The organism is Mesorhizobium sp. M4B.F.Ca.ET.203.01.1.1 (assembly GCF_004791025.1).
Classification (GTDB): Bacteria; Pseudomonadota; Alphaproteobacteria; order Rhizobiales; family Rhizobiaceae; genus Mesorhizobium; species Mesorhizobium abyssinicae.
In genome coordinates this window covers 268,946-294,717 of record NZ_SRUO01000004.1, presented here as the reverse complement: position 1 = coordinate 294,717, position 25,772 = coordinate 268,946, and the positions used below count along the sequence as shown (strand labels likewise).

The 25,772-nt window shown below is 63.8% G+C and carries 22 protein-coding genes; 9 read left to right on the top strand and 13 right to left on the bottom strand.

Annotation, left to right across the window (positions count from 1 at the left end; all coding sequences use genetic code 11):
- Positions 1-42: 42 nt before the first annotated feature.
- Complete coding sequence (locus EN846_RS11325; protein WP_128346259.1) at positions 43-1,203, bottom strand: hypothetical protein; 1,161 nt, start codon at positions 1,201-1,203, stop codon at positions 43-45.
- Positions 1,204-1,401: 198 nt separating this feature from the next.
- A complete protein-coding gene (locus tag EN846_RS11320) occupies positions 1,402-1,878 on the bottom strand; it encodes a MarR family winged helix-turn-helix transcriptional regulator (RefSeq protein ID WP_127392980.1) in 477 nt (158 codons plus the stop codon).
- Positions 1,879-1,973: 95 nt separating this feature from the next.
- Between EN846_RS11320 and EN846_RS11315 the strand changes: the two genes are divergently transcribed.
- Positions 1,974-2,342 carry an antibiotic biosynthesis monooxygenase family protein gene (locus EN846_RS11315; protein ID WP_127285222.1) on the top strand — a complete coding sequence of 123 codons (369 nt, stop codon included), beginning with the start codon at positions 1,974-1,976 and terminating at the stop codon, positions 2,340-2,342.
- Between the two features lie 109 nt (positions 2,343-2,451).
- Positions 2,452-3,042: an NAD(P)H-dependent oxidoreductase gene (locus EN846_RS11310; protein WP_127392979.1), complete on the top strand. Its 591-nt coding sequence runs from the start codon at positions 2,452-2,454 to the stop codon at positions 3,040-3,042.
- A gap of 76 nt (positions 3,043-3,118) precedes the next feature.
- Here EN846_RS11310 and EN846_RS11305 read toward each other — a convergent pair whose 3' ends face one another.
- The 3 genes from EN846_RS11305 to EN846_RS11295 all read right to left on the bottom strand — a co-directional run bounded on the left by EN846_RS11305 (position 3,119) and on the right by EN846_RS11295 (position 7,854).
- On the bottom strand, positions 3,119-3,697 hold the full coding sequence (locus tag EN846_RS11305) for a cation transporter (protein ID WP_127392978.1): 579 nt from the start codon (positions 3,695-3,697) through the stop codon (positions 3,119-3,121).
- Positions 3,698-3,704: 7 nt separating this feature from the next.
- Positions 3,705-4,481, bottom strand: coding sequence for an OmpA family protein (locus EN846_RS11300; protein ID WP_127392977.1), 777 nt, complete (start codon positions 4,479-4,481; stop codon positions 3,705-3,707).
- Positions 4,482-4,563: 82 nt separating this feature from the next.
- Positions 4,564-7,854 carry a DUF6212 domain-containing protein gene (locus EN846_RS11295; protein ID WP_128346258.1) on the bottom strand — a complete coding sequence of 1,097 codons (3,291 nt, stop codon included), beginning with the start codon at positions 7,852-7,854 and terminating at the stop codon, positions 4,564-4,566.
- A gap of 141 nt (positions 7,855-7,995) precedes the next feature.
- Between EN846_RS11295 and EN846_RS11290 the strand changes: the two genes are divergently transcribed.
- Positions 7,996-9,000 (top strand): glycosyltransferase family 2 protein, encoded by a 1,005-nt coding sequence (locus tag EN846_RS11290; RefSeq protein WP_127393851.1) that lies wholly within the window; start codon positions 7,996-7,998, stop codon positions 8,998-9,000.
- A gap of 28 nt (positions 9,001-9,028) precedes the next feature.
- On the opposite strand, the gene EN846_RS11285 is transcribed toward EN846_RS11290, so the two are convergent.
- Positions 9,029-9,316, bottom strand: coding sequence for a hypothetical protein (locus EN846_RS11285; RefSeq protein ID WP_127283581.1), 288 nt, complete (start codon positions 9,314-9,316; stop codon positions 9,029-9,031).
- A 126-nt stretch (positions 9,317-9,442) separates the two neighbouring features.
- Positions 9,443-12,112: a DUF6212 domain-containing protein gene (locus tag EN846_RS11280; protein ID WP_187331189.1), complete on the bottom strand. Its 2,670-nt coding sequence runs from the start codon at positions 12,110-12,112 to the stop codon at positions 9,443-9,445.
- A gap of 234 nt (positions 12,113-12,346) precedes the next feature.
- Between EN846_RS11280 and EN846_RS11275 the strand changes: the two genes are divergently transcribed.
- The 3 genes from EN846_RS11275 (at position 12,347) to EN846_RS11265 (ending at position 16,430) form a co-directional block, all read left to right on the top strand.
- Positions 12,347-12,865: a hypothetical protein gene (locus tag EN846_RS11275; protein WP_245493338.1), complete on the top strand. Its 519-nt coding sequence runs from the start codon at positions 12,347-12,349 to the stop codon at positions 12,863-12,865.
- 145 nt (positions 12,866-13,010) lie between these two features.
- Positions 13,011-13,751, top strand: a complete 741-nt coding sequence (locus tag EN846_RS11270) for a hypothetical protein (protein ID WP_127283584.1) — start codon at positions 13,011-13,013, stop codon at positions 13,749-13,751.
- A gap of 234 nt (positions 13,752-13,985) precedes the next feature.
- Positions 13,986-16,430, top strand: coding sequence for a sulfatase-like hydrolase/transferase (locus EN846_RS11265; RefSeq protein WP_127392830.1), 2,445 nt, complete (start codon positions 13,986-13,988; stop codon positions 16,428-16,430).
- Between the two features lie 258 nt (positions 16,431-16,688).
- Here the strand turns inward: EN846_RS11265 and EN846_RS11260 are convergent, their stop codons facing one another.
- The 3 genes from EN846_RS11260 to EN846_RS11250 all read right to left on the bottom strand — a co-directional run bounded on the left by EN846_RS11260 (position 16,689) and on the right by EN846_RS11250 (position 19,731).
- Entirely contained in the window at positions 16,689-17,672 is a 984-nt protein-coding gene (locus tag EN846_RS11260) for an NAD-dependent epimerase/dehydratase family protein (protein WP_127309363.1), read from the bottom strand.
- A gap of 92 nt (positions 17,673-17,764) precedes the next feature.
- Positions 17,765-18,808 carry a glycosyltransferase family 2 protein gene (locus EN846_RS11255; RefSeq protein ID WP_127283587.1) on the bottom strand — a complete coding sequence of 348 codons (1,044 nt, stop codon included), beginning with the start codon at positions 18,806-18,808 and terminating at the stop codon, positions 17,765-17,767.
- Complete coding sequence (locus EN846_RS11250) at positions 18,805-19,731, bottom strand: lysylphosphatidylglycerol synthase domain-containing protein (protein ID WP_127392427.1); 927 nt, start codon at positions 19,729-19,731, stop codon at positions 18,805-18,807. Before EN846_RS11250 ends, EN846_RS11255 begins: the two co-directional genes overlap by 4 nt.
- Before the next feature lie 400 nt (positions 19,732-20,131).
- On the opposite strand from EN846_RS11250, the gene EN846_RS11245 reads away from it, so the two are divergent.
- The gene (locus tag EN846_RS11245; protein ID WP_245478163.1) at positions 20,132-20,629 is read left to right on the top strand and encodes a DUF995 domain-containing protein; all 498 of its coding nucleotides are present in this window, start codon (positions 20,132-20,134) and stop codon (positions 20,627-20,629) included.
- Positions 20,630-20,822: 193 nt separating this feature from the next.
- On the opposite strand, the gene galE is transcribed toward EN846_RS11245, so the two are convergent.
- From galE to EN846_RS11230, 3 genes are all read right to left on the bottom strand, one after another.
- Complete coding sequence (gene galE / locus EN846_RS11240) at positions 20,823-21,908, bottom strand: UDP-glucose 4-epimerase GalE (protein ID WP_127283589.1); 1,086 nt, start codon at positions 21,906-21,908, stop codon at positions 20,823-20,825.
- On the bottom strand, positions 21,905-22,933 hold the full coding sequence (locus EN846_RS11235; RefSeq protein ID WP_245478165.1) for a UDP-glucuronic acid decarboxylase family protein: 1,029 nt from the start codon (positions 22,931-22,933) through the stop codon (positions 21,905-21,907). Before EN846_RS11235 ends, galE begins: the two co-directional genes overlap by 4 nt.
- A gap of 935 nt (positions 22,934-23,868) precedes the next feature.
- Complete coding sequence (locus tag EN846_RS11230; protein WP_187331187.1) at positions 23,869-24,348, bottom strand: carboxymuconolactone decarboxylase family protein; 480 nt, start codon at positions 24,346-24,348, stop codon at positions 23,869-23,871.
- A gap of 85 nt (positions 24,349-24,433) precedes the next feature.
- Here EN846_RS11230 and EN846_RS11225 point away from each other — a divergent pair, with 85 nt between their 5' ends.
- Together EN846_RS11225 and EN846_RS11220 are read left to right on the top strand one after the other, a co-directional pair.
- Positions 24,434-25,129, top strand: coding sequence for a TetR/AcrR family transcriptional regulator (locus EN846_RS11225; protein ID WP_127392426.1), 696 nt, complete (start codon positions 24,434-24,436; stop codon positions 25,127-25,129).
- Between the two features lie 16 nt (positions 25,130-25,145).
- Positions 25,146-25,769, top strand: coding sequence for a hypothetical protein (locus EN846_RS11220; protein WP_127392425.1), 624 nt, complete (start codon positions 25,146-25,148; stop codon positions 25,767-25,769).
- Positions 25,770-25,772: the final 3 nt, after the last annotated feature.

Genomic DNA, 25,772 nt, shown 5'->3' with positions numbered 1-25,772 from the left:
GTGCATTGGAGAACTCGGCGTGTCGTTCCTTCGGGCCGGACCTCAGAAGAGCTCCTCAGGCCCGTTCCATTCGATGTCGCGCGTTGACGCCGCCTGCAGGCCGATGCGTCCTCGAAGCGCGATGCCGGCGATCTCGGCCAGCGCCGGCCACTGCGCCTTGACCGGTGCAGGATCGCCGGGCCAGTCGAGCAGTTCCTCCGCACCGCGCATCGCCTTGCTGAAGCGGCCGAGGCCACCGGAGCGCAAGGCCGCCGGCAGCCCGTAGATCCACATGGCGAGCCGCACTGTCTGGGGCGCGGTGACATCGGGTCTGACCTCGGGCCCGTCTCCCAGCACGGCGTCCGCGAAGCGCGCCGGATCGCGGAAGAAATGCAGGCCGCTGACGGCGCGCGGGTTGCACTCCAGCGGCAGCACTGTTCCGTCCGCCTGCCGCATCAGGTCGAAGGAGATTTGCCCGGTCCATGACGTGCCACCGGCGATGCGCTCGACCAGCTCGCGCGCCCAGACATCCTCGATCCGTTCGAAGAAGATTCCGGCGCCCTTGCCGGCACGGTAGAGCGAGCGATAGAGCGCGAACGCCTTGAGCTTGCCCGCGCGCGCCACCGCATAGGCGCTGATCTCCTCGCCCGTCACGAAACGCTGCGCTACCCACTTCATGGCGGGCGAGGGGTTGACGGCATCGAGTTCGTCGGGCGAGGGGCGCAAAAGCACCTGGCTGGCGAAGCGCGACCATACCGGTTTGAACACCAGTTCGCGCGCGCGGCCGCGCACCGCTTCCAGATCGGCTCTGGATTGCAGCAGCGTCGTTTGCGGCACGGCGAGGCCAAGCCGTTCGGCCAGCCGGATGAAGGCATGCTTGTTGTGGACCTCGGCAAGCAGCTCGATTCCGGGGGCGAACAGGCGCGCCGAGATCGCGCGGCCGCGCCAGGCGAGCGCCAGATGAAAAACCTCCTCGCAGGTCGGGATGACCAGGCCAATCCCTTCGGCGCGCACCAGCGCCTCGACGGCCTCGGCATAGGCCGCCGGCTCGAAGCGCGGCGGCGGCAGGCGGCGATAGAGCGCGCAGGCTATGCTGGCGGCGGCGATCGGCCGGGCAGGGGTGTCGGCCAGGATCACGCGTCGCCCGGCGCCATGCAGCAGCCGCGCCAGATGCAGCGCCACCGGCGCGCGCGCTCCGGTAACGAGGACAGTGCTATCGGGCACGGGACATTGGCATCGGCAAGCCCACGGCGGTGATTGCGGTTGGCGGAACCGTTGCGCGAAATCGGCGCGCTTGGCAACGGAGCCGCGCCATCGTCAGCCGGCTCGGGCGGTCCAAAGCCGGCGATCCTGCGAACCGAGCAGCGCCAGGATCGGGACGGCGCTCAGCAAGTGGATGGAACAGCCACCGTTCCGCAGCGGTCAGCTCTGCTCTTCAGCGTCGTCGTTGCCTTCCAGTTTTTTGCGCAGCGCCGTGATCACGCCGTGCATGGTGTTGATGTCCTCGACCGAAAGCCCGTCGGCGAGGTTGTTGATCCAGGGGGCCTGCAGGCGCATGGCCGCGTCGTAGGCTGCACGCCCCTTGTCGGCCAGCACGACAAGCTGCGCCCGCCGGTGATGCGGGTTTACCCTGAAGGCGACCAGCCCTTCGCTTTCGAGATCGTTGACGATGCGCTGCACGTTCTGGCGGTTTGCGCCGAGATCCCGCGCCAGCCACGCCACCGGCTGCGGATGCGCGGCGGCGACGATGGCGCCCAGCACCTGCCAGCGAGCGCTGGTCAGGCCGAGATCTGCGACCAGCCTGTCGCCGGCCGCGCTGATGCGGCTGTTCAACCTGAACAGGTCAAGGATGAGGTCGCTCAAGGCCTTGCCGGGCGGTGTTCGTTTCGTGCTGGACATTTGTCACCTTGTATCGATATTGACATCATGTTGTCAAATGCATATGTAGGCATCGTAACAGATTGACATCATAACACCAATTGAAGGAAACCCTCATGACCCATATGCGCCCCCTCGACCCCGCTTTCCCGATCGACCGCCAGGTCGCCATCGATGCCACCGCCGTCGTGCTGGTGAACGTCTTCACGCTCGACAAGGCCGACGAGCAGACCTTCCTCGACGTCTGGCAGGACGACGCCGTGTTCATGAAGCAGCAGCCGGGCTTCATCTCGACCCAGCTTCACCGCGCGATCGGCGACAGCCCGACCTACCTGAACTATGCCGTGTGGGAATCGACCGCCGCCTTCCGTGCCGCCTTCACGCATCCGCAGTTCAGGGCGAAGATCTCGGCCTATCCGTCCTCGGCCGTCGCGTCGCCGCATCTGTTCGAGAAGGTCGCGGTGCCGGGGATCTGCGTGGCCTAGCCGAAGCGGCAAGGATGACGCCAAACGCAAGGGCGTGCCTCGGCAGCTAGGCAAGCCTATTAGCTTCGACTAGTACCTTCGGAGGTGGAAGGCTTGAGGGCGTCATCCGATGAAGGTCAACGTACTCTACGCGCACCCGGCGGCTGACAGCTATTTGGCGTCGCTTCACCAGCGCATCGTCAAGACGCTCAAGGCGAGAGGCGACGAAGTCATCGACTTCGACCTGTACAAGATGGGTTTCAATCCGGCGATGCTGCCCGAGGAATGGCGTGGCCATTACGATCCCTCCCAGGTGCCGAAGGATCTGCAGGTCTATGTCGATGCGCTGTTATGGGCAGAGGCATGCGTCTTCTGCTTTCCGACCTGGTGGTCGGGCATGCCCGCCATACTGAAAGGCTATTTCGATCGCGTATGGCGCCCAGGCATCGCTTACGAGGTGCCGCCCGATGACGGCCTGATCAAGCCTTCGCTGCTCAATATCCGCCGCATGGGCGTGGTCACCACATGCGGGTCGCCGTGGTGGTACACCCAACTCTATATGCAGAACCCCGGAAAGAAGGTGCTGCTGCGCGGCCTGAAGACCATGTGCGGCCGGGACGTGCGGCATCTGTACCTGTCGCGATACTCCGTTCACAGCATATCGGACGAAAAGCGGGAAATGTTCGCGCGCGAGGTGGAGCGTCGCTTCGATACGTTCTGAGTTCCATTGCCGTGCCCGGCACGATCTTCGGGGAAGAGGCATCACAACCAGGCCGCCTGAATGTGTCATGTCGGATTCAACTTTCGGCCTGCTCGCGCCTCGCGGCACTGAAAACCTCGCGGGCGGCATCGGCGTTCAAGACAGCGATGGCAAGCCCGACGATGATATCGGGCCAGGCCGAATTCCACAGGAATGCCGTGACCAGACCGGCAGCGATGATCGCTACGTTGGCAAGGACATCGTTGCGCGCCGACAGGAACGCGGCGCGGGAGAGGCTTCCTCCATGATGGCGATAACGCGCGAGCATGAGTGCGCATGACAGGTTCACGAGGATCGCACCCATCGCCGTGAGAGTGAGTGGTACGGGCGAGGGCGGAACCGGAAGATGGAGCTTTTGCCATGCGGTCCATAGCGTGGCCAAAGCCGGGACCAGGAGTACGCCGGCGAGCAGCATTCCAAGCCGCGCCCGATTGCGGGCCGCCCAACCCAGCCCGACCAGGATCAGGAGATTGATCGACGCATCCTCCAGAAAATCGATGCTGTCGGCAAATAGCGATACGGACCCGATCCGGACGGCAATGGCAAATTCTATCCCGAAATAGGCAAGGTTCAGGATCGCCACCAAACGCACGATCCTGCTCAGGTTGCCAGTCATGTTTTTGCTACATCAACGAGGCGATCGCCAGGCGATTCCTGGCGACGTTCGGCTTGCTGTCGCCAACATATTCGACGTTCGTGTCGATGAGCCGGTCACCGTCGATCCCAGCCGCGGTCAGGATGTCCACGATCGCCTTCGCACGCTGCCTGGCCAGTGCCTTGTTTGTCTTTGCGGCATTGGCGCCTTTGAATTCCTTGGCCGCCAAGGCCGTCAGTTCGACGTTGCAGCGCGAGTCCTTGATGCTCGCGGCGAACTTCTCGAGGTCATTCTTGATCCGCGATGAAATCACAGAGGACTGGCTGTCGAAAAACAGATGGACCTGGACAGCTGCGCGTCTCTCATATTGCCGGCACGATATGCCTTGCTTCGGCAAGGTGTACACGATCGCGCTCCGCGCCGTGTTCGTGTTTGTGGCGCTGTCGTCGACCCAATGCGAGAGCGCCAGCACCATTTCCGGCTTGACGCCTTGTACCTTGAGGAAGTCGCTGGTCGCGTTCAGCCTGCGGCCGGCAATGCCGTCAGCCTTGTCGTAGCCACCTTCTTTGCTCGCCGTCGCATAGAGCCTGTAGCCGCAATCCTTCCCGGCGTCCTTGATGAAAGCCTTCAACGCGTTGGCGGAATCCTCCGCTATCTTGCCGTCGCCCTTCTTGAAGAGGACGCGATAGGAGTTCCACTGCGTGCAGTTCGGGCCAACGTCGCGTTCCTGGGCGACTGCGCTGAAAGTTACCGTACTTGCGACAGCGCTAATAAAGGCCAGAACAAGAATGAATGATTTCTTCATTTTCTTGGCGCCTCCTGCTGCGGCTTAGTCTAACGCCCCGCTCTTTACTGCGGCAAGGTGGGCAAACCGCGGCCGGCGTTCGTCAGTCCCACACGAGCAGCAGCTTGCGCCAGAAGGCATTGGACGGCATCGACTTGGAGCCGCGCGGCAGGCGGATGGCCAGATAGATCGTCAGCCATTTGCGATCTATCTCGCGGATCGAGACTTTCAAGTCTTGCAGCTCGAAAGGTCTCGAAACCCGTGTCCATCCGGAGAAGGCGAGGGCGCCGGTCGGGGCATCGCCTTTCCAGGAGAGCTTTTCCTCCGGCTTGCCCAGCGCCATGGCGAACTCGAAAGGAGACGCCTCCTCATGAGCGATCTCTACCGTTGCCACGACGCTTCTGGCAAAGGCCGGGAAGGCTGAATTGAGCGCGGCGACGACCGGGCCATGCGTGTTCGGCCGCAGGAATATGCCGCCACTGTCGCCGGCGACGAGCAGCGTCGGCAGGTCGGAGGGATGGTTGGTGACGAGCGCCGCATGCTTGAGCTCGTCATTGGTTATCCGGCGCATGCGCTGGCGCTGTTGCGGCGCGTTGAGACGCGGGTGTCTCGCGCCGTTCGAAACCGCATGGCGAACCTGGATGCTCGAAAAGCCTCCCAGCACGCGGCTGCCGGCAGTCCGTACCGCGAGCAGCAGGTCGCGCCTGGCAAACGACGGCGAGCTGACGGCCGCCTGGATCTCGCGCGCCTCGTGCGCCCGGCTGACATCCGCCCAGCCGCTCCCGCCATTGCTCTCCAGCACCTTGGCGAGGTCGCCGAAGGTCTGGTTTTCCGCGTCGACGATCGCCAGCTGGAACTGCGCGGGCTCGGTCAGGTCCTCGTCGAGATAGACCCAGCAGCTCGCGCCGATGGCGCCCGGCGGGCAGACGCCCTTCAGCAAGGCCATGGTGATGTTGCCGCCCTTGGCTTCGAGAAACAGCTGATCCGGCGATTGTTCGACATAGCTCAGCGGATTGGCATCGGCATCCGGATGTGAACCGACATGCGCCAGGCGCAGCGGCTCGACGGAAAGGTAGTGCTCGCGATAGAGCGAGGAATGCAGTTCCGGCACGGTTTCGTCGGCGGCTGCCTTGAGCATGTCGACCACGCCAAGCGTAAAGTCGGATCGCCCCGCATGGGCGAGCAGCGAAATCGCGGTGTCCGCCCGGCCTTCACGGGCCGCGATCTCGGCCAGCAGCTGCATCGCGTCCGGGGCATTGGCGGAACCCGCGCTCAGCCTCAGATACCGCTCGTCCTTGACCCGCAGTTCCAGATTCCAGAGGTTGAGGTCCTTCTCGTGGCTGGCCGTGTTCGAGCTGATGCCGAGCTGCACGAACATGTCCGTTCGCGCGAATTTGTGCTTGCGGAAGACCTCGATGATCGGCCTGCGGTTCCTCAGCCACTCGGCATTCCGGTTCATGCCTGTCGGCGCCGACCGGTACCAATAGAGCGGCTCTGGCACGGTAACGACCTCCAGGCCGGCGAGGTCGGCGCGCAGGAAGAATTCCCAATCGCTCGCGGAAAAGCCGCGCTCTTCGTTGAGATAGCCGATCTTGTCGAACACCTCGCGCCGGAACATCGCATTGGCATCGCCATAGGGATTGGTGATCAGGGCGATGTCGGTGGGGCCGCCGACCGGGAAATAGAGCATGTAGCCGCTCTTGGTATCCGGCGGCACGAAGGGCTCGTTGAGCCACTTGGCAAAGGTCGTGCATATATCGGCGCCGGAGTTCTGCATGCCGGCGACAAGCGTGCTGACGGCGTTCGGGAACAGCGCATTGTCGTCGTCCAGGAACAGGATCAGCGAGCCTTTGGCGGCGCGGATGCCGGTGTTGCGCGCCTTGCCGAGGAAGCCGTTCTTTTGCCTAATGATCCGCCAGCCGCGCTGCTCGAACTCCGGTTCGAGTTCCGCCAGCAGCCGAACCGCGTCCGGATCGGTGCTGCCGTCGTCGACAACGACCAATTCGATGTTCGGATAGTCCTGGCGGCGAACCGAGGCGATCGCCTGCGGCAACAGCGGCGCCCGGTTGTAGTGCGCGGTGATGATCGAAACCAGCGGCGGCCGGCTGCGGCGCGGGCTCGCGGTCTTGCGCGGTTCGCGGCCGAATTTCTCGTGCAGCCGGCTCCAGGCCTTGGCGCGGGCCTCGCGCCCATGCAGCGGCTTCGCCGCGACGATCGAGCGGTTTTCCAGCACCGTCGCGATTTTGGCCGCGATGGCGGAAGCGGCAGGCGCCATCAGGACGGCATCGGCCGACTTTGGCTGCAGCATGTCGCGTACGCTGCCGACATCGGTGGCGACGAACGGGATCTCCTCATCGATGCAGGCCACCACATCCATCGGCAGCTGTGCCGCCGCATGGGTGATCGCCACCAGCGCATGGCTCTGCCGCAGATACCTGAAAATGTCCGGCTCGTCGCGAATCGGCAGCAGCTTGAGCTTGAACGGCCATTGCTGCGCGCGCCGCACGATCATGCCGCCCGAATGCTCGCCAAGCACATGCCCGAAGGCGCCCACGACAGTCACCGCCAGATCGGTGATGCCGCTGTCGGCCAGACGGTCGAGCGCATCGCAAAACAGCGTCAGGCCGCCGCGCGCTTCGGTCCCCGAGAAATGAACCACTTCCGTGGTCAGCCGCTGTCGCGGCCGATAATGATCGGAGTGGAAGTTCGAACGCCATTCCTCCGGCACCAGCGGAGCGGCAACATGGCGGCTGGCCGGCAGCTTCCACCCCGCCTTGGTCATCCAGTCGAGCAGTGACTGGCCGCTGACGACGAGATGGTCGCAGGTCTCGGCCGAAATCCGTTCCATATGCGCGACGGTCATCTGCTCCTTGCGCTCGACCGCCCGACCGTTCGCCTGCAGCTTCCACATCAGCGGTTCGTGGGCGAGCACGACGATGGCGGGAGGATCGGGAAAGACGCCGGTGCGCTTGGCAACGGTCGGGAAATGCGCCAGTCCGCCTTCGAGCGCGAAATAGACGACATCGAACGCGTTCTGCTTGAGATAGTGGTAGACGGCCACGGAGTGCTTGTCGCTCGAATCGTACCCACGCAGCAATTCGGGCGATGGCGGCAACAATTCGAGCCGAACCAGGAAATTGTCGAAACACCATTTGCCGAGCCTGGCGATCTCCTGCTCGTTCGGCTGGGTGCCTGTGGGGCTCGGCACCCAGAGCAGCGTCACCGTATCGCCGGTCGCCGCCAGATGCTGCGCCAGCGCGTAGGTCGCCGACCCGGGATCGGCGGTCACCGTTGAGCCGAACTCGACCTCCGAAACGATGCATACATTGCGCGGCTTCCGGCTTGCCTGCCGCTTGCCTTTGGGCGCCGTGCCTGCCTTCGAACCAACGCTCAATCGGTCCCCCTATCGGTCCACTGTCAGCCTGCCGCCGCGCTCGAAACAGTCTTGCCAACAGTTGGATAATACTTTGATAATTGTTTTGCGGCTCACAATAGCGCTCCCACGCGTTCGCGTAACCGGATTGATGACGTTCCGATGGTTGGCCTGCAATCCCCAAAACACCTCGCGCGACTGGACGAGCGGCCGATCGACATGGCCGCTGGCGAGATCCTGTGCTTTGTCGGACTGCGCAACGAAGCGACGTTGCTGCCCAAGCTTCTCGATCACTATCGCGGCCTCGGCGTCGATCGGTTTTTCTTCCTGGACAACGGCTCCACCGACGGTACGCGCGAACTGATATTGGAGCAGGCGGACAGCCACTGCTTCCACACCGAGGGATCGCATTTCGCCGAAAACATCGATCCACCGCGGTGGATCAACACGCTGATGAACGTCTTCGGCACCGGCCATTGGTGTCTGTCGATCGACGCCGACGAACTGCTCGTCTACCCGGATTTCGAGCGGGTGGATCTGCATCGGCTTTGCGATTATCTCGACGCGACCGGCTCGGAAGCGGTGATTGGCTCCATGATCGACATGTACGCCGACGGCCCATTGGCCGAGTGCAGCTATGACGGCAAGATCCCGCTTATCGAGGCCTCACCCTATTTCGATCCGGAGCCGGGTTGGCTGCGTGCGCGTGACGGCTTGTATCCGCCGCAGCAGATGTTCGGCGGCGTGCGGGAGCGCGTCTTCTGGCACGGCCGGTTCAAGCAGACTTTTCCACCGTGCCTGAGCAAGGTTCCGATCGTGCGATGGGAGCGGGGCAGGCACTATCACGTGGCGCAGCACACGATCAGCAAGGTCCGGTTCAGCGAACTCCGCGTCGCGCTGCTGCACTTCAAATTCGTCTGGGGCTTCCGCCAGAAATCAGCGTCGTCGCTGAGCGAGAACACGCAGCTTAAGGAAAAGACGCTCGAGGAGCGCGCCGCCTACATGGAGGCGCTGGAGCGCAATCCGAAACTGTCGCTCCGGAACCATCGCTCCGTTCGCTATCACGACGCCGCGCAGCTTGTGGACCTCGGCTGGATGAAAACCTCGGATCGCTACGCCGAGTTCGTCGCAAACGCCGTCGGGCCGCGCCAAGGCACGGCCACCTGACATAGCGAACTGGAAACTGCGGCGGGACTTATCCGCCGTAGCCGCCGCCACCCTCTCCATGATCTCCGCCGTCGCCATCCGGACCGAACTGCGCCAGGCTGTTCAAAGCAAGCGCTTTGCATGCCGTCGGAGCATTCGGATAGCGATGCAGATAGTCCTCGAGCGCCTCGATCGTGCCGATCCTGAGGGCCTGCTCACATGCGAGCTCGGCCTCCTTGACCCCGACTTCGAATTGCGCCTGCGCCGCGCCCGAGAAAGCGACGCTTACACCAAGAATACTAAGCCCACCCAACAGTAGCGATTGGATCTTACGCATAACTAACCCCTTTCACCACGCACCATATTGAATTTATTGTTTTGTTAGCATTTTGTCAACCATAACTGCGGGTGTGCCGTGCCCCATCCTGGCGCAAGGTTAACGTCCGAATCCGCCGCGAAGGCGCTAGTCGCTGAACAATACAAGCTGCCGAAAGAAGGCATTGGTCGGCGAACCATTCGGCCTTCCCGCGAAACGAACCGCAAGCGCGATCGAGAGCGGCATTTTGCGCCGCGCGCGAAGCGCCGCCACCAGCGAGTGGCGCACGAATTTTTCCTCGACGGTCGTCCAGCCTGAGAAGGCAAAGGTCTGGGAGGCGATATCCCCCTGCCAGTCTATGGTTTGATCGGGGCGGGCAAGCGCAAGCGCGAAGTCCAATGCCGACGCGTCGGCATGCGCGATCTCGACCGTTGCCTCCACCCTTCGAAAGAAGGGCGGAAAATGGAGATCAAGCGAGGCCGCGACGACGCCGTCCGCGTGCGGGCGCAGGAACACGCCGCCACCATCCGGCGCGACAAGCAACAGTGGCAGGGCCGAGGCGCGTGGCGTCAGCAACCTGGCGCTCCGCAGCACTTCGTAGGCGAGGGTGGTTGAACCGCCGCCGTCGCGCGGACGACCGGGGGCATCAACGGCCATGGTGGCAGGCCGTCCAAGCAGGCCGGCCACGGTCTCGGGACGGCCGATCGAGCCGGCAATGCCCGCCAGTTTCTTCAGGGCCACATCGCTGTTCGGCTCGAGATCGCAGAGCTCCAGATAGTCTCGATAGGCGGGTGTGTACCTCAGGTTTTCGCGCGCGCTTTCCAGTTCGGATCGCGTCGTGTTCTGGGCGATGGCGAGCTGGTAGAGCGGCCCGGCGCCATCGAACTGGCCGGAGCCAAATGTCTCCAGGACAGGGCGGCGATTATCGTACCAGTTCGATGTCCGGAACATGCTATCCGGTTTCGAGCGGTACCAGTAGAGCGGCTTCGGGATCGGCCTGATCTTCAGCCCGGCAAGCGAGGCTCGCGCAAAGAATTCCCAGTCGTGCACGGCGTAGCCAGGCTCTTCGACCAGGAATCCGATCCGCGAGAAGACCGACCGGCGCACCATCGCATTGGCGTCGCCATAGACGTTGTGGATCAGGCCGAGCGCGTCGGGGCCGCCGAGCGGCAGATACTGGATCAGCCCGTCGGCCCGCTTCTCCGGCACGACGTCCTCGTAGAAAATCAGCTGGAACGCCGTGCAGATGTCCGCGCCCGTTGCTGCCATGGCGCGCACGAAATGGTCCACCGCCTCCGGGAACAATGCGTTGTCGTCGTCCGCGAACAGGATCAACTCGCCCTTGGCGGCGCGAACGCCGGCGTTTCGCGCCGCGCCGAGATGCCGGTGCGGCCGGCGCAGGATCTTCCATCCGCGCCGGCGGAAGTCCGGTTCCAGCGCATCCAGCAATCGCCTGGCCCCGTCCTGGTCGCTGCCATCGTCGACCAGCACCAGCTCGAGATCCCGGTAAGTCTGCGCTTCGATCGCCGCGATCGCCTGTTTCAGATAGAGCGGCCGATTGCGATGGGCCATGACGATCGAAACCAGCGGCGATGGGCCGGCGCCCCTGCGGGTCCGCTTGCGCGGCGCTTCGCGCGTATCCAACCAGGCCTGGCGATTTTGGCGCACGATCCGCTGGGGGCGTGGCGGGCTGTCGAGCGCGGCCGAAATCGCCCGCGCCAGCGCGGCGGGATCGGGATCGACCAGCCCGGGCTGACCGGCCTCGGCGATCCAGGCCTCGGCGTTCGCGCCAACATTGGTCGCAACGACCGGCAACCCCGCCGCGATGCAGGCAGCGACGACCCCGCCGGTCGATGCCGCCCGCGCGGGAACGACAGCGAGCCCCCCGGTCCGCGCGGCGTGGTCGAGCCTTGCGTTCAGGTCGGCGTCCGGCAAAAGGTTGAGCTTGAACGGCCATCGCTCGGCGCGCCGCAGAAGCAGTCCGCCGCTATGCTCGCCCATGATCCTTCCGAACGGGCCGAACGCGGTGACCGTAAGGCCTTCGGGCGCGGTCGGCGCGAGGGTGTCCAGCGCATCGCAGAGCAGCGTCAGGCCATCGCGAACCCGCCACCCGGCGAGGACGACGAGTTCGCTCGCGCTTTTCCTGGCAATCGGCGTGCGTGCGCCGGCCGCGTCGCGCGGATCGCGCAGCAGCGGCGCCACTGTCGCCTTCCTGACCTTCCAGCCCCGCGACAACATCCATTTTCGCAGGGCGGCCGACGCACAGACCGTGCTGTCGGCCATCTCGGCGCAGTATTTTTCCATATGGGCGACGGCAATCGCCTCGGTACTGTCCATGAACGCCTTGTCGGCTTCATCGGCCCACTCGCTGGGGGCATGGGCGACGGCCACGATGGGCGGTGCGGCGAACGCCGCCGTCTCGGCCGCGAGCAAGGTGAAGTAGGGCAATCCGCCCTCGAGCGGCGCATAGACCAGGTCATGGCCGGACCGCTCCAGGTAGTGCAGCAGGGCGGCCGACCGGCTCTCGGGCGTCGCCAGCCAAGGAAGCAGCTGATCCGATCGGTCGAGGACCTGCAGCCGGATGGAGGCCGCCTCCAACTCGCCGCGGTGTGTCGCCACCACCTCGGAAGACGGCGCGTCCGGGCCCGGCACCCAAACCAGGGTGACGTCGTCGCCGTCTCCGGCGAAGAGCCTGGCCAGCTCGGGCATGGCAGCATCGTCCTCGCCGCGACGGCCGATCACGCTCGTCACGACGCAGACGCGGCGAGGCTTGCCTTCCGGCTCCACCGGCCCCAGCTCCTTGCCACCAACGACCATCGAAATTCCCTGTTCGGTCCCGCCGACAGCGCCCTTCGCGACGCGGTCCACCCGCCATTATGCCCGCGTCAGGTTTACTTTTCGGTGATCATGCTTTTGCGCCATCGGTAAACCAACTCGTCAAGCAGGTGCTAAAATGACTGTGCAAACAATCGACTGTTACAACTTTAGCGACCCGGCATAAGCAATCTTTACGGCTCCTGGCTAGTCATGACGGCATATCAGGAGGCGCAAATGAAAACGACAATGAAGTTTCTCGGTGCGCTCGTCGTAATGGGCGCAACGGTCTCGGCGAGCTCCGCCGACCAACTTTTGCGGCCGCGCATCAACCTCGGCAGTGCCAACGTCAAGACGATCAGCGGCGACCGCGGCGGCTATGTGATCGACTATGCTATCCGTGCGCTGAAGATGCGCCGCAGCGGCACCTTCGTGCGTTTCAACGGTGCGTGCGACTCGGCCTGCACGCTCTATCTGTCGATGCCCAAGAGCAAGGTGTGCGTCACGCAGCGCGCGTCTTTCGGCTTCCACCTGCCCTATGGCGCAGGGGCGCGGGGCAACCAGGTCGCCGCCAATTTCATGATGAAGAACTATCCGGGCTGGGTTCGCGGCTGGATCGCCAAGCGCGGCGGACTGAAGGGTTCGATCGCGACCATGACATATGCGGATGCCAGCCGCTTTCTGCCGACATGTCCTTCCGAGCAGCGCGGCACGACCATTGCCAGCTTCGGCCCGACGCGCCTGCGTGGCGGCTGATCCTGCGAACCAGTACTGAAAGGCATTGACGGGTGGCGGGCGCAGGCCCGCCACAGCCGATTCATGCCCGCGGCTGCCCGCATTTGATCCAAGAAGTCATTGGTGTATTTTCGAAGCCGTCTTATTCGTCACGGGCCTGGTGCGAATGCAGTCTTGCCAAAAGTTCGTGCTTCTCGCCTCGCAAAGGACAGGATCGCAAGCGCTCAACCGCCATCTCAACCAGTATGAGGGGATGGTGATGCATGGCGAGATCTTCAACGCGGGCTTTGTCGGCTTGCGCAGCGACTACCACGAGAAGCTGAGCCTGCCGCGTGAAGGCGTCGAGATGCGCGACGCCGACCCAGAACAATTCATAGCGCGGATTTTCGACGACCCGGCGGCCCGCTTTGTCGGCTTCCACATATTCCCCGAACAGACGCGCCCCGCCATTCTTCCGGTTCTGGAAGACCAGAGCGTCAAGAAACTCTGGCTCGTCAGGAACCCGGTCGCGTCGTTCGTTTCATTGCTCGAGGCGGAGGCGTCCGGAGTCTGGGCGGTTCATGCCTCGGATCCGCTGCCCGCCGGCGACTACCGGAAAAAGGTGCGTTTCGACATCGACCGCTTCAATGCCTATCTCCACGAACTGAACCTGTTTCGGGCCAAGATCAAATCCGTACTGTTCGAAACCGGGCAGCCCTATTTCCCGATCCACTACAGCGACATCGCCGATCCGCTGGTCGGCAACGCGATCATAGCCTATCTCGGCGGCTCTCAGCGCCTCGACCGTTTCGAGACCGACATCCTGAAGCCGCCATCGCGCCCGTTCGCCGAGCGCATCGAGAATTACTGGGAATTCACCGCCTACTTCAGGGCCATTTCCACGGAAGCCCTCTACGCGTTCGGGTGAGGTCAACGCGTCCGGTTAACCAGTTCACGACAAGTTTGGTTAACGAATACTTGATTTTGTTGACTCTTTTTTAGCTCGGACCGATTCTGTCATGGGGGTTTGAAGGCTTTCGGCCGTGGCTGGGCCGAAGCGCAAACTGGCGGCGGATAGTCCTATGAGTGTTTTCGCGATTGCCGGCGTCATTGGCGGCACGGGCTGGGCGAGCCGTTCCGGCACGCCGGGCAGGGCATTGCCGTGAGCGGCCGTATGGTGTCGAACGAGCCGCCAGCGTCGTCGCGGGACACGCGCTTCCGGCGCATGAGCCTGCAGATCATTTGCACAGGCTTGTTGTCGTGGCTGCTTCTGGGCGTCTACCGGGGCGTCATCGTCGATCCGCAAACGACGCTTGGCGGCCTTGTCGCGTCCATGCCCAAGGGACTGGCATCGAGCTACTACGACCTGATCGTCATGGCGTCCCTGACCGTGACGGCCTTGATCCTTCTTTTTCCGGTCAAGGCCAGCCGGCTTGGCTGCGCTGTTGTCGGCTTCATTTTCTACCTCGCCGTCCTGGTGTCGCTGGGCTGGGGCTTTGCCAACATAAATCTCGTCAAGATGCTGGGCGAACCGTTCACCTTCCAATGGCTGGTCTATGGCGACTTCCTGCAGAATGCCGACGCCCGGAACGCCATGGGCGACGCGCTCAACACCAGGGACGTCGCCATCGTGTCGTTGTCCATCCTTCTGGTGCTTGTCCTAGGCTACGCGGCGGCCAGACTGTGGCTGCGGCTCGGTGTCGTCGGTCACAGGGTCCTTCTGGCCACGCTCGTGCTGGGCGTCGCCGGCGCCTTGGCCGGCACGGCCTATCACGTGCATGCGGAAGCGCTGCCAGCGGCGAAGATCGACAATCCGATCGTGCATTTCGTCGAATCGGCCCTGCTCAGTCCGACGCCGGTGGTCCTGACGATGAACGCCAGCGCCAATGACCCCGACACCGCCAGCGTCGCGGAGCGGCCGCCGGAAACCTCGAGCTTCAAGGCGCCAGTACCGAACCCGATCAAGAACGTGCTGATTTTCATGATGGAGTCGGTGCCATCCAAATATATCGAGACCTTTGGCGGTAAATACCCCGTCACGCCAAACATAAAAAGCTATGCGGCGGATTCCGTGCGCTTTGACAACATCTATGCGCATGCCCCTTCCACGCACTACTCGCTATTTTCTCTGTTTACCTCGATGTACAACGACATCTCATACTACGGCATGACGATGCAGCACCCGTATCTGCCGCTGGACTCGATCTCCAACATCCTTTCCGCGCACAGCTTTCGCACCGGCTTCTTCTGGAGCGCGGATTCCCGGTTCCAGCGCGTCGACGAATTCCTGCTCAACAAGGGGCTTGATACGATCCAGGATTATCGCGGGCAGAAATGCGCCACTCCCACCTTCAAGCTCAGTTCCGAGCAGTGGAAGAATATGGATTACAACAGTGATCTGTGCACGGCGCAGTCGACCATCGACTGGATGAACAAGGACGAGGGCAATCCTTTCTTCGCCATCATGTTCACGGCGATGACCCATTATCCCTACATCACCGACAGCCCGATGTTCTCGAAGATGGCGCCGTCCTCCCACACCGGGCTGGTCCACTACTCGGACGACGAAAAATTCAATGCCTACCTCAATGCCCTCAAGGTCGGCGATACGGCGCTTGGCGAAATCCTCGAGTCGCTGAAGCAGTCGGGCAAGCTCGATTCAACGTTGGTCGTGATCCTTGGCGATCATGGCGAGGCGTTCGGCGAGCATGACGACTATGTCCATGCCAGCGCGATCTATGAGGAGAACGTCCACATCCCGCTGATCATGATCAACAAGCATCTCTTCCACGATCAGGTCGTACATTCCGTCGGCGGCATCGTCGACATCGCCCCGACCATCCTCGACATACTCGGTCTTCCGCTGCCCAAGCAGTGGCAGGGGCGCAGCCTGTTCAGCGAGCAGCGGCCGAACAAGACCTTCTTCTTCAATCCCTGGGCTGGCTTCCTGTTCGGCTACCGCGAGGACGACCGCAAGGTCGTCTTCAACGCGACCACCGGCAAGGTCGAGCAGTACGACCTCAAGGCCGATCCCGACGAGCGGACAAATCTCTTCAACGACGCCAGCGATCGCAACGCGCTGCTGCAGCCAATCGCCGGATGGGTGCAGTCGCAGCGGCGGCGCGTCGCCGATCTGGTCGCTGCCGAGGCCAAAGACACTGCGCGCTGCACCGTCACCAACCTGGAGATCGACGCCACCGGCACGGAGTTCGAAGGACCGCCGCGCCTGGATGTCCTGGTGGATGGCAAGCCCGTCGCCCAGATCAACGTTTCGGGCGTGCAAAGCAAGGCCATAACGCCCGACCAGATCGGCGCCGAGCTGCAGGCGGCGTCGGCCGATGCGAAGCCATTCTTCGTCGACCTCAGCGCCGTGGCCAGTCCGCATTTGATCGAGCTTCGCTTTGCCAATGATCTGTGGGCCGGGCAGGGCAAGCCAGGCGATCGCAACCTGTTCATCAAGAGCATTAAGGTGAACGGCCAGCTGGTCCCAAACAGCAGGCTGCATATCGACAACCGGGCCACCGGCTACACCGATGGCAGCGGCACCAGCATGTACAACAACGGCTCGCTATGGGTCGGCGGTCCCTTCGTCGACGGATGCGTGTAGGAGCGAGGATCTGCGTACCGCGTTGACGCGCCGCCTTCCGAGGGCGGGCAGCAAAGCCAATAGGTGGCATTTTAACAATATCTGGCGCAATGGCGAAAGACGGTGCTCACCACGCCGCTTGCCCGAATTTTAATCAGCGTCGACTAATATGGAAGGGCAGTGGAAAAGAGCGGCTGGCGTTCAAGCCGCCGCTCGCGACACTGATCCTTCGCCGGGGGGCGCGAGCCGAGGGCGAGAGGCTGGCGCAGGCCTTGCGCCTTACCTCTTGCCCTCCGGCCGCCATTCCTGCCGGTACCAGTCGACGAATTTCCGCAGGCCTTCCTCGATCCGCACCTTCGGCCTGAAACCGAAATCCCGCTCCAGCGCGCTGGTGTCGGCATAGGTTTTTTCGACCTCGCCGGGCTGCAGGGGCAGGTTGTCGCGTATCGCCTTGACGCCGAGCAGGCTCTCCAGCGTGTCGATGAAGCGGCCGAGATGCACCGGCTGGCTGTTGCCGATGTTGTAGAGCCTGTGCCGCGGGCCGTCGGACGCGGGCGGCTTGTCGAGGACGGCGACGACGCCCTCGACAATGTCGTCGATATAGGTGAAGTCACGCCACATCTCGCCATGGTTGAAGACGCGGATCGGCTTGCCGGCGAGCATCGCCTCGGTGAAGATCCAGCTCGCCATGTCTGGCCGGCCCCACGGGCCATAGACGGTGAAGAAGCGCAGGCCCGTCTGCGGCAGGCCGAACAGATGCGCGTAGGTCGAGCTCATCAGCTCGTCCGCCTTCTTCGTCGCCGCGTAAATCGACACCGGGTCGTCGACGCGGTCGCTCTCGGCGAACGGCACTTTCGTGTTGCCGCCATAGACCGAGCTCGACGAGGCATAGACCAGATGCTCGAGCCCGGAGGAGGCCCGGCAGAGCTCCAGGATTTCGAGCTGCCCGGCGATGTTGGCGTGGATATAGGCGCGCGGATTTTCGAGCGAATAGCGCACGCCCGCCTGCGCCGCCAGATGCACGATGCCGCGCACCGGCCGCTTGCCCAGCGCTGCCGCCAGGGCGCCCGGCTCGGCGATGTCGAGCTGGTGGAACGAAAATGCTTTCCTGCCGGAAAGCCGCGCCAGCCGCGCCGCCTTCAGCGCCGGGTCGTAATAGCTGTTCATATTGTCGATGCCGATGACATCGTCGCCGCGCGCCAGCAGCCGCTGGCAGACATGGCTGCCGATGAAGCCGGCGGCTCCGGTCACCACTATCGACATCGAACCTCCTGCGGCGAGGCGGCAAGCGCACTGCCGCGCCTGCGTATTGGCGGGATCATTGCTGGCGCAAGTTCCATGGAAGTCCGGTCAAATCATGACGCCGGGCGACGCCAGCCGTCACTTTCCTGTTCATCCGGCCGCGGCCGCGCAACATAGGCCGACGCCCCGTTCGCCTCGTGATAGACGCGCGCCAGCATTTCCGCCAGCACGCCGGACGTCACCATCTGCACTCCGGCGATGAGCAGGAAGAAGCCGGCGAACAGCATCGGGCGCGTGCCGATGTCCTGGCCGAGGAACAGTTTCACGCAGAAGAGATAGGCAAGCACCAGCGAACCCAGCGCGCCGAGCACGATGCCGATGCCGCCGAAGAAATGTCCGGGCCGGGTGCGGTAACGCATGAAGAAGTACATGAACACCAGGTCGAGCACGACCCTGAAGGTGCGCGAGATGCCGTATTTGGACTGGCCGTAGATGCGCGCATGATGCGTCACCACTTCCTGCGCGATGCGCCGCGGCGTCGTCACCGTCGCCAGCCAGGCCGGGATGAAGCGGTGCATTTCGCCATAGAGCCGGACGCTGCGGATGACGCTGCCGCGGAAGACCTTCAGGCTGCAGCCATAATCCTTCAGCCGCACGCCGGTGACGCGCCCGATCAGCCTGTTGGCGATGCGCGAGGGCAGCCGGCGCATCCAAAAGCCCTCCTGGCGGTCCTTGCGCCAGCCGGCCACGAGATCGAGGTCCTCGGTCAGCAGGCGATAGACCATGCGCGGTATGTCGAAAGGATCGTTCTGCAGGTCGCCGTCGAGGGTGGCGATGACGTCGCCGCGCGCGGCATCGAGCCCTGCCTGCATGGCAGCGGTCTGCTTGTAGTTGCGCACCAGCTCGACCGCATGCACATGCGCCCCGTAATGCGCCGCCAGGCGGCGGATTTCGTTTGCCGTCGCGTCGGTGCTGCCGTCATCGACGAGCACGACCTCCCAGGGCTGGCTATAGTGCTCCATCGCCTGGTGAATGCGCGCCAGCAGCGGCTCGACATTCTCGGCCTCGTTGTACATGGGCACGACGATCGACAGCATATGTTCCGGCATGACCGCGCCGTCGGGCAAACCTGACGCAGGGATGGGCAGCAGGCTCATAGCGAGGGCTTCCTTGCAGGTTCCGCCGCCGGGCTTTCCGGCAGCGTCGATTTGGAGGGGAACAGCCAGGCGATCGCGCCGGTGGCGATCGCCGAGCCGAAGATGAACAGGTGCAGCGCCAGCGCCGCCTGCAGGCCGCTCTTCATGGCGATGCCGGAGGTGAGCAGCGCCGCCGCCGCGCCCGCCTCATAGGTGCCGAAGCCGGCAACGCCCTGCACCGGCAAGATGGCGGCGCCCTCGGCGCCGACCACGCCCGGAAAGGCGGTCGTGAAGGATGTCCCCAGCATCAGCGCCAGCAGCCAGGCCTGAACGGAAAGCTTCAGCGCCCAGTTGGCGACCGTCCACCACCAGCCATAGCGCGAGCGTCCGGTCGCTTCGGTGAAGATGTCGCGAATGCGGCCGAGCTTGGCCACCAGCCGGCCCCGCCCGTCCCAGTCATGCGGCGCGCGCGCCCAGCGCGGCAGGTACCAGGCGGCGGCGATCAGCGCCGCGATCCCCGCGGCTCTCAGCGCTGGGTGCAACCCTGGCCAGACCAGGCAAGCGAGGATGCCGACGACGAAGGCGTCCTGCAGCCTGAACCACAAAAGCGAGGCGCTGGCGCGCATGATCGAGATGCCGAAGACCTGGCGCAAAAGCAGCGGAAAGGCGGTCTCGCCGCCGCGGAAGGGCACGACGTTGATCATCGCATTGTGGATCAGGATGACGCGCAGGCAGGCGCCGAAACGACCATGCACCTCGTCGCGGAATTCGTCGCAGACGCGCAGCGCCCGCAGCCCATAGGTAACGAACAGAGTAAGGGCGACAGCCACGAAGGTGGCTGGCGTGACGCGGTCGAAGACATCGCCCACCATCTTCCAGCGCGCGTCGCTGGCAAGCCAGGCCAGCAGCGCCAGGGTAACGACTATCGAGATTGCTCGTTTCAACCAATTCTCCGCAGGCTTTCGCCGCCGCGTTCCGGTGGGCTCATCGGGAAGATCCGAGATGCCCGGCATCGGGTTCCTTGCCGATTGTCCGCGGCCCCTAAGCCCAAAGGTCGCGGCTCCTTGTGGTGGCGGCTGCTCCTATAGACCAGCAGCCTGTTCGAATCCACAAGCTTGGTCCCGCCCGTCGAGACGGTGTCGTGGATCCGTGGGCAACAGCGATTGACACCGCTCCTTGCCTCGCGGTTAATAGCAGGCGGGGGCGGCAACCGCGATGCCTTTGGGGCGAAGGCTTGCGTGTGCGTGTTGGCGCCGGATGGGGGAGGCGAACACCGACATGCGACCGTCTATCATGCCGACAATTCAACGAGCCGGAAGGGGCCGGCCGCTTGCGCGGCACGCCTTGCTGATCGCCCTCGTCGCCTGCAGCGAAATGGCGCTTGCCGGCGTTGCGCACACGGCCGCCGCGAAGGATCGAGCGCCTACCCAGACCGCCACCGTTCCGACGGCGTTCGAGATGCAGCTGTTCTACGCGGACCGCACGTGGAACTGGCAGGATGGAGCCGCCTATTTCGCGCAGGACAGGCGTTTGCGTGCCTGGACCGCCGGACCGGATTCGACCTCCATCGCCGAAGGCAGATGGCTGCTGACCAGCAACGGCAAGATGTGCATGGAGCTCGTCTGGCGGTCCACGGCCTATGCCGCGACGCCGATCCGCACCTGCTTCAGCCATCGCATCCAGGACGGCAACGTCGAGCAGCGCAAGGATCCGGACGGCGGCTGGTACAGCTTCAAGCACGCTTCGGACGATGCTTCCGGGGAGCACCGGAAGTTCCAGGAAGGCGACGCCAAGAACATAGAGTTCGAAACGGCCCGCAAGCTGGTGGATCCCAAGGGCTAAGCAATTGCAGGAAACGCGTGAGGCGGTTTTCCGTCCGGAATTGCGACAAAACAAGAGATAGAGCGGTTCTCCGTTTCGGTGGAAACCGTGACCGTCAGGCACTGGTCGGCCCACCGCAGCAATCAGCAAAAAGAAGAGGCCCGCTGAGCGAGTTTTCAACCCAACTCAGCGAGCCCACGCCCCGACACATTACTCACAGGGACGACTGCCAGCCTTGTGGGCTGGTGTTTACCGGTGCCCGCGCAGCAGTGCGCGGCGCTGTCACGGGATCCGGAGCGGAAATTGCGGGCGCCGGCATTGCCGGGCCGAGACCGAAGAAGGGCGCGGCCGTCCTGACGATGGTGTCGATGTCGGACAGTTCCGCCACGAAGCCCAGTTGCTCGCGCGCCAGGCTCGGATCGGCATAGAGCTCGGCCGGATCGCCGGGACGCCGCGGCCGGTAGACGACCGGAACCGGTCGCGCCGTCATCCGGGCGACCGTTTCCAGGATCTCCCTGATGGAAACGCCGCGGCCGGTGCCGAGATTGACCGACAGGCTGTCGCCGCCCGCTTCCAGATGAATGAGCGCCTTCAGGTGGGCACGGGCAAGATCGCTGACGTGGATATAGTCGCGCACGCAGGTGCCGTCCGCCGTGTCGTAGTCGGTGCCGAAGACCTCGATCGCATCGATCATGCCGGACGCAGCCATCAGCACCCTGGGCAGGAGATGGGTTTCGGGGGTGTGCCATTCACCGAGCTCGCCGTCCGGGTCGGCGCCGCAGGCGTTGAAATAGCGCAGGATCGCGTACTTCATGCCATAGGCCGAGGCATAGTCGCGGATGATCTCTTCGCCCATCAGCTTGGTGCGGCCATAGGGGCTGATCGGGCGCTGCGGCGAGGTCTCGCTGACCGGCAGCGACGCCGGCACGCCGTAGGTCGCGCAGCTCGAGGAAAAGATGATGTTGTCGATGCCGTTTGCCCGCGCCGCGTCGAGCACCGCGATCGTTCCCGCCACGTTGGTCGAATAATAGTCGGCCGGTTCGCTGACCGACTCCCCGACATAGGCCAGCGCTGCGAAATGGATGATCGCCTGCGGCCGGCGGGTCGTGATCGCCCGCTCGAGCGTCCGACGATCGCGGACGTCGCCGACGATCAAAGGACCCCAGGCTACGGACCCCTCATTGCCGCGGCTCAGATTGTCGTACGCCACCGGCAGGTAGCCCGCCTCCGACAGGAGTTTGCAGGTGTGGCTGCCGATGTATCCGGCCCCACCTGTCACCAGGATCGGGCGGCGTTTCATGACGTGACAGCCTCCTTGACGGGCCGGCGACTGCCGAGCAAGGCGTCGAAATACTGCGTGGTATGGGCGAGCCCTTCTCTCAGGCTGATCTTCGGCTCCCAGTCGAGATGCTGCCTGGCGAAGGAGATGTCCGGCTTGCGTTGCTTGGGGTCGTCGACCGGCAGCGGCCGGTGCACGATCCGCGAGCGCGAATTCGTATAGTCGATGACCAGCTCTGCCAGTTCCATGATGGTGAATTCGACGGGGTTGCCGAGATTGACCGGATGGGCGGGCGAAGTTGGGGCGTTCATCAGCCGGATGAAGCCTTCGATGAGGTCGTCGACGTAGCAGAACGAGCGCGTCTGCATGCCGCTGCCGTAGACGGTTATGTCTTCGCCGCGCAGCGCCTGGACGATGAAGTTCGACACCACCCGCCCGTCATCGGGCTGCATGCGGCGGCCATAGGTGTTGAAGATGCGCGCGACGCGCACGTCGATACCGTATGTCCTCGAATAGTCGAAGAACAGCGTCTCGGCCGAGCGCTTGCCCTCGTCATAGCAGGAGCGCGGGCCATGCGTGTTGACGTTGCCGAAATAGCTTTCGGGCTGCGGGTGCACCAGCGGGTCGCCATAGATCTCCGACGTCGAAGCCTGGAAGATCTTGGCATTGTGCCGCCGGGCGAGTTCCAGAAGGTTGATGGAGCCCAGCACGCTCGTCTTGAATGTATGGATCGGATCGGCCTGATAGTGCGGCGGAGAGGCGGGGCAGGCGAGGTTGTATATCTCGTCGACGGCGAGATCCATCGGCAAGGCGTCGACGATGTCGTGCTTGATGCAGGTGAAGAACGGATCGCGATGCATGCCGTTGAGGTTGTAGCGCTTTCCGGTGTGGAAGTTGTCGAGGACGACGACTTCGTATCCGTCATGCAGCAGCCTCTCGCACAGATGCGAACCCAGGAACCCGGCGCCGCCAGCGACCAGCGCCCGGCCGCGATCGGTATTGGCACCCTTGCGACCACCCCTTGGGTCGAGCTTCACGACCTTCATCACCCTGCTCATGACTCCCCCTTACGCAGCACGCGCACCACCACCCCGGCCAAGCAAGAGCGTTGCTCGACCAAGTCCCGAAACAGTAGCGACCCTCAGCGTAAGCCGAGGCGCCATCACCCATGATGTGCGTAAAAACGTCTGAGTTTGCGGGAGCAGTGCCGTACGGCTTATTGGTTGCCGCTCAGCCCGCTATGCCCCGTGAATCGCGATCACGCGTCTGGTTGCCACCATCGCCGATCTTGCTCGCCCAAATTGCACACCCAACGCATATAAAAATATACCTATGGCGATTGTAGTCAACTAAATTAGCGATCCGTTAACCTCATACATTGGTGATTGGTTAATCATGCACCTTACGAATCGGGCTGCCTGCCGGTCCGGAATGGTGGGCGAAATCGGCTGCGGCCCCCGGCGAGGCAGGCTCTCTGGGAGCCTCGCAAAGCTTGTTGGCGAAGGGGCCAGCGGACTTGAAGGTGTCGACTTATCGAACCGGCAAATGCAGCGGGTGTCTGTCTTTCCGTGCGCTGCGGATGTGCTTTGCTCAATCTTGGGAAATACAGGTTTTCTTGACCAGGCTCCGTTCTATGTCGGTAAAGAGTTGGCGCGATTTCTGTCAGCACTCGCCCGGATCGCAAACAGGCGCGACGGCGCCGGACGGCGACTGCCGCATATCTCGCCGGGCAGGCGGGCGTGCCCGTCATCCGGGCGCCGCGGCCCGGTTTCAACCGGAACGGCGTGAGGTCTGCCACTCTGGGATGCATTGAACGGCCGGGCTTGATCCGGCGACCGAAGGGCGCAGCATGCCGCGCCGCGCGAGTTGGAGGAAGAGCGCGGTAGCCATCGGCGGCAGCAAGCAAGGCCCGCCGATGACGGGCCTTGTCGATCAACCAGATCCTTGCTGCCGGCGGGCTGCCCGCCGCCCCATTCCTCTCCTATTCGCCGCCCATTTCCTTCTTGAACTGCTCGAAATCGACCTGCATGCCGTTGAAGATGGTGCTCCAGTGGCGGGTTAGCGCAGCCATCGCCACAGCCTCCTGGATCTCCTCGTCGGTGGCGCCGGCGCGCTTGGCGTCCTGCGTGTCCGACCATATACAGTAGTTGCACGGGATCTGGGCGGCGACCGCCAGCGAGATCAGCGACTTGACCTTGGGCGGCAGCGCCGTCTTGTCGCTGAGCTCGATGGCCTTGACCTCGGCCCAGGCGCCGGGCAGACCGGCCTTCGGGAACTGCTTCACGAAGCTTGGCACGCCGCCCATGGTCGACTGGATGTCCTTGATGGTGGCGTCGTAGTCGTCGGCCTGGGCGGGCGCCGAGGCCAGGGTCAGGGTCAGCGCGCAAGCGGTAGCCAGCATGGATGCGGAGGCAAGGCGAAGGGAGGACTGTGTGATCGAAAGCGTGCGACGGGCCGACATGTTTTTCTCCTCTGGTGTTTGTTAGCCTTACGATGTAAGGTAGGGCAGAAAATGAACCTTACAGTGTAAGCTGTCAAGCGACGCCATGGACTCATCGATCAAAAAAAAGCGAGCGCGCGGCCGGCTGTCCCGCGAGATGATCGAGGACGCCGCCTTCGAGGTGATCGAACGGGAGGGCCTTTCCGGCTTTTCGATGCGAAAACTCGCCGCGGCGCTCGGCTGCGAGGCGATGAGCATCTATCATCACTATCCTTCGCAGGCGCATCTCTATGAGGCGCTGGTCGACCGGCAGATGAACGCGCTGGTGATCCCCGGCGACGGCCTGCCCTGGCGCGAACGGGTCCGCATCGGCATGCAGGAGTTCCGCCGCGTCGCGACCGAGCATCCGGCCTTCGCGCCGTTCATCGTCGTCTACCGCATGAACTCGCCGCCATGTCTGGCCAAGCTGAACAGCATCATCGGCCTGTTCGAGGCGGGCGGCTTCGGGCCCGAGCTCAGCGCCCGGCTGTTCCGTGCCGCTGGCTATTACCTGATGGGGGGGATCCTCGACGAGACCGCCGGCTATGCCAAGGGCCCGTCGGCCGTCACCACCGTCAGCAGCGAGGAGATGGCGCGGGATTTTCCCAGCGTCGTGGCGGCCGGGGCCTATTTCGGCACCACCGGTTTCGACAAGACCTTCGATCTCGGCCTGGAGATGCTGCTGGACGAGATGGAGCGGATTCGCGATGGTGCCCGGGCCGCGACCGCAAAAGCTGGAAGCGATCGCGGCCACAGCAATTAGCTAGCCAAGGCCCTCGATGCGCTTTCTCTTCGTTCTTGTTCTCCTCGCCGGCGTCGCCATCGGCGTCCTCTATCCCTGGGCGATGAGCAATTTCTCCGGCCACGAGATCGGCACCTGGCGGGTCTACGAGCAAGGCCGCTTCCGGCCGGTGACGATCCCGCTTGCCGCGCGCGACGCGCCGCTGCGGGTGCTGGTGGATCTCACCGCTCGGGCCGAACGCATCGTCTCGCAGCAGCGCACCGTGCTAACGCTCACCGCCGCCACGGGCGGTCGCACCGAACTCGCCTCGACGCTCCAGTTCAACCACTCCGACAATCCGCGCCAGGCAAGCCCGCAACTGCCGGACAAGATCTTCCGCGACGAGGCGGGCGTGATCCAGACGGTCAGCGCCGGCCCCTATCTCTTCACCGTCGGTCCGGGCGATGCCGAGGACATCCCGATCCGCGCGGTGGATCTCGTGCTGCGCGCCGAGGCCGGCGCGATCGACGGGCGGGCGCGGCCGGCCGGCTATGCGCTGATGGCAGCCGGTCTGATCGGACTGGTGCTTTCCTTCGCGTTCGGCGGTCGCGGCGGCCGGCCGCCGAACCCGAACTCGCAGCCTCCACCACCGCGCTGGGGCCGCGGCGGCTCGTCGAATTGAGCC

Bases quoted from the DNA above. Each gene is read 5' to 3' on its own strand.
- EN846_RS11320 (WP_127392980.1), bottom strand. From the start codon at position 1,878: ATGTCCAGCACGAAACGAACACCGCCCGGCAAGGCCTTGAGCGACCTC.
- EN846_RS11315 (WP_127285222.1), top strand. From the start codon at position 1,974: ATGACCCATATGCGCCCCCTCGACCCCGCTTTCCCGATCGACCGCCAG.
- EN846_RS11310 (WP_127392979.1), top strand. From the start codon at position 2,452: ATGAAGGTCAACGTACTCTACGCGCACCCGGCGGCTGACAGCTATTTG.
- EN846_RS11305 (WP_127392978.1), bottom strand. From the start codon at position 3,697: ATGACTGGCAACCTGAGCAGGATCGTGCGTTTGGTGGCGATCCTGAAC.
- EN846_RS11300 (WP_127392977.1), bottom strand. From the start codon at position 4,481: ATGAAGAAATCATTCATTCTTGTTCTGGCCTTTATTAGCGCTGTCGCA.
- EN846_RS11290 (WP_127393851.1), top strand. From the start codon at position 7,996: ATGGTTGGCCTGCAATCCCCAAAACACCTCGCGCGACTGGACGAGCGG.
- EN846_RS11285 (WP_127283581.1), bottom strand. From the start codon at position 9,316: ATGCGTAAGATCCAATCGCTACTGTTGGGTGGGCTTAGTATTCTTGGT.
- EN846_RS11280 (WP_187331189.1), bottom strand. From the start codon at position 12,112: ATGGTCGTTGGTGGCAAGGAGCTGGGGCCGGTGGAGCCGGAAGGCAAG.
- EN846_RS11275 (WP_245493338.1), top strand. From the start codon at position 12,347: ATGAAAACGACAATGAAGTTTCTCGGTGCGCTCGTCGTAATGGGCGCA.
- EN846_RS11270 (WP_127283584.1), top strand. From the start codon at position 13,011: ATGCAGTCTTGCCAAAAGTTCGTGCTTCTCGCCTCGCAAAGGACAGGA.
- EN846_RS11260 (WP_127309363.1), bottom strand. From the start codon at position 17,672: ATGTCGATAGTGGTGACCGGAGCCGCCGGCTTCATCGGCAGCCATGTC.
- EN846_RS11255 (WP_127283587.1), bottom strand. From the start codon at position 18,808: ATGAGCCTGCTGCCCATCCCTGCGTCAGGTTTGCCCGACGGCGCGGTC.
- galE (WP_127283589.1), bottom strand. From the start codon at position 21,908: ATGAAACGCCGCCCGATCCTGGTGACAGGTGGGGCCGGATACATCGGC.
- EN846_RS11235 (WP_245478165.1), bottom strand. From the start codon at position 22,933: ATGAAGGTCGTGAAGCTCGACCCAAGGGGTGGTCGCAAGGGTGCCAAT.
- EN846_RS11230 (WP_187331187.1), bottom strand. From the start codon at position 24,348: ATGTCGGCCCGTCGCACGCTTTCGATCACACAGTCCTCCCTTCGCCTT.
- EN846_RS11225 (WP_127392426.1), top strand. From the start codon at position 24,434: ATGGACTCATCGATCAAAAAAAAGCGAGCGCGCGGCCGGCTGTCCCGC.
- EN846_RS11220 (WP_127392425.1), top strand. From the start codon at position 25,146: ATGCGCTTTCTCTTCGTTCTTGTTCTCCTCGCCGGCGTCGCCATCGGC.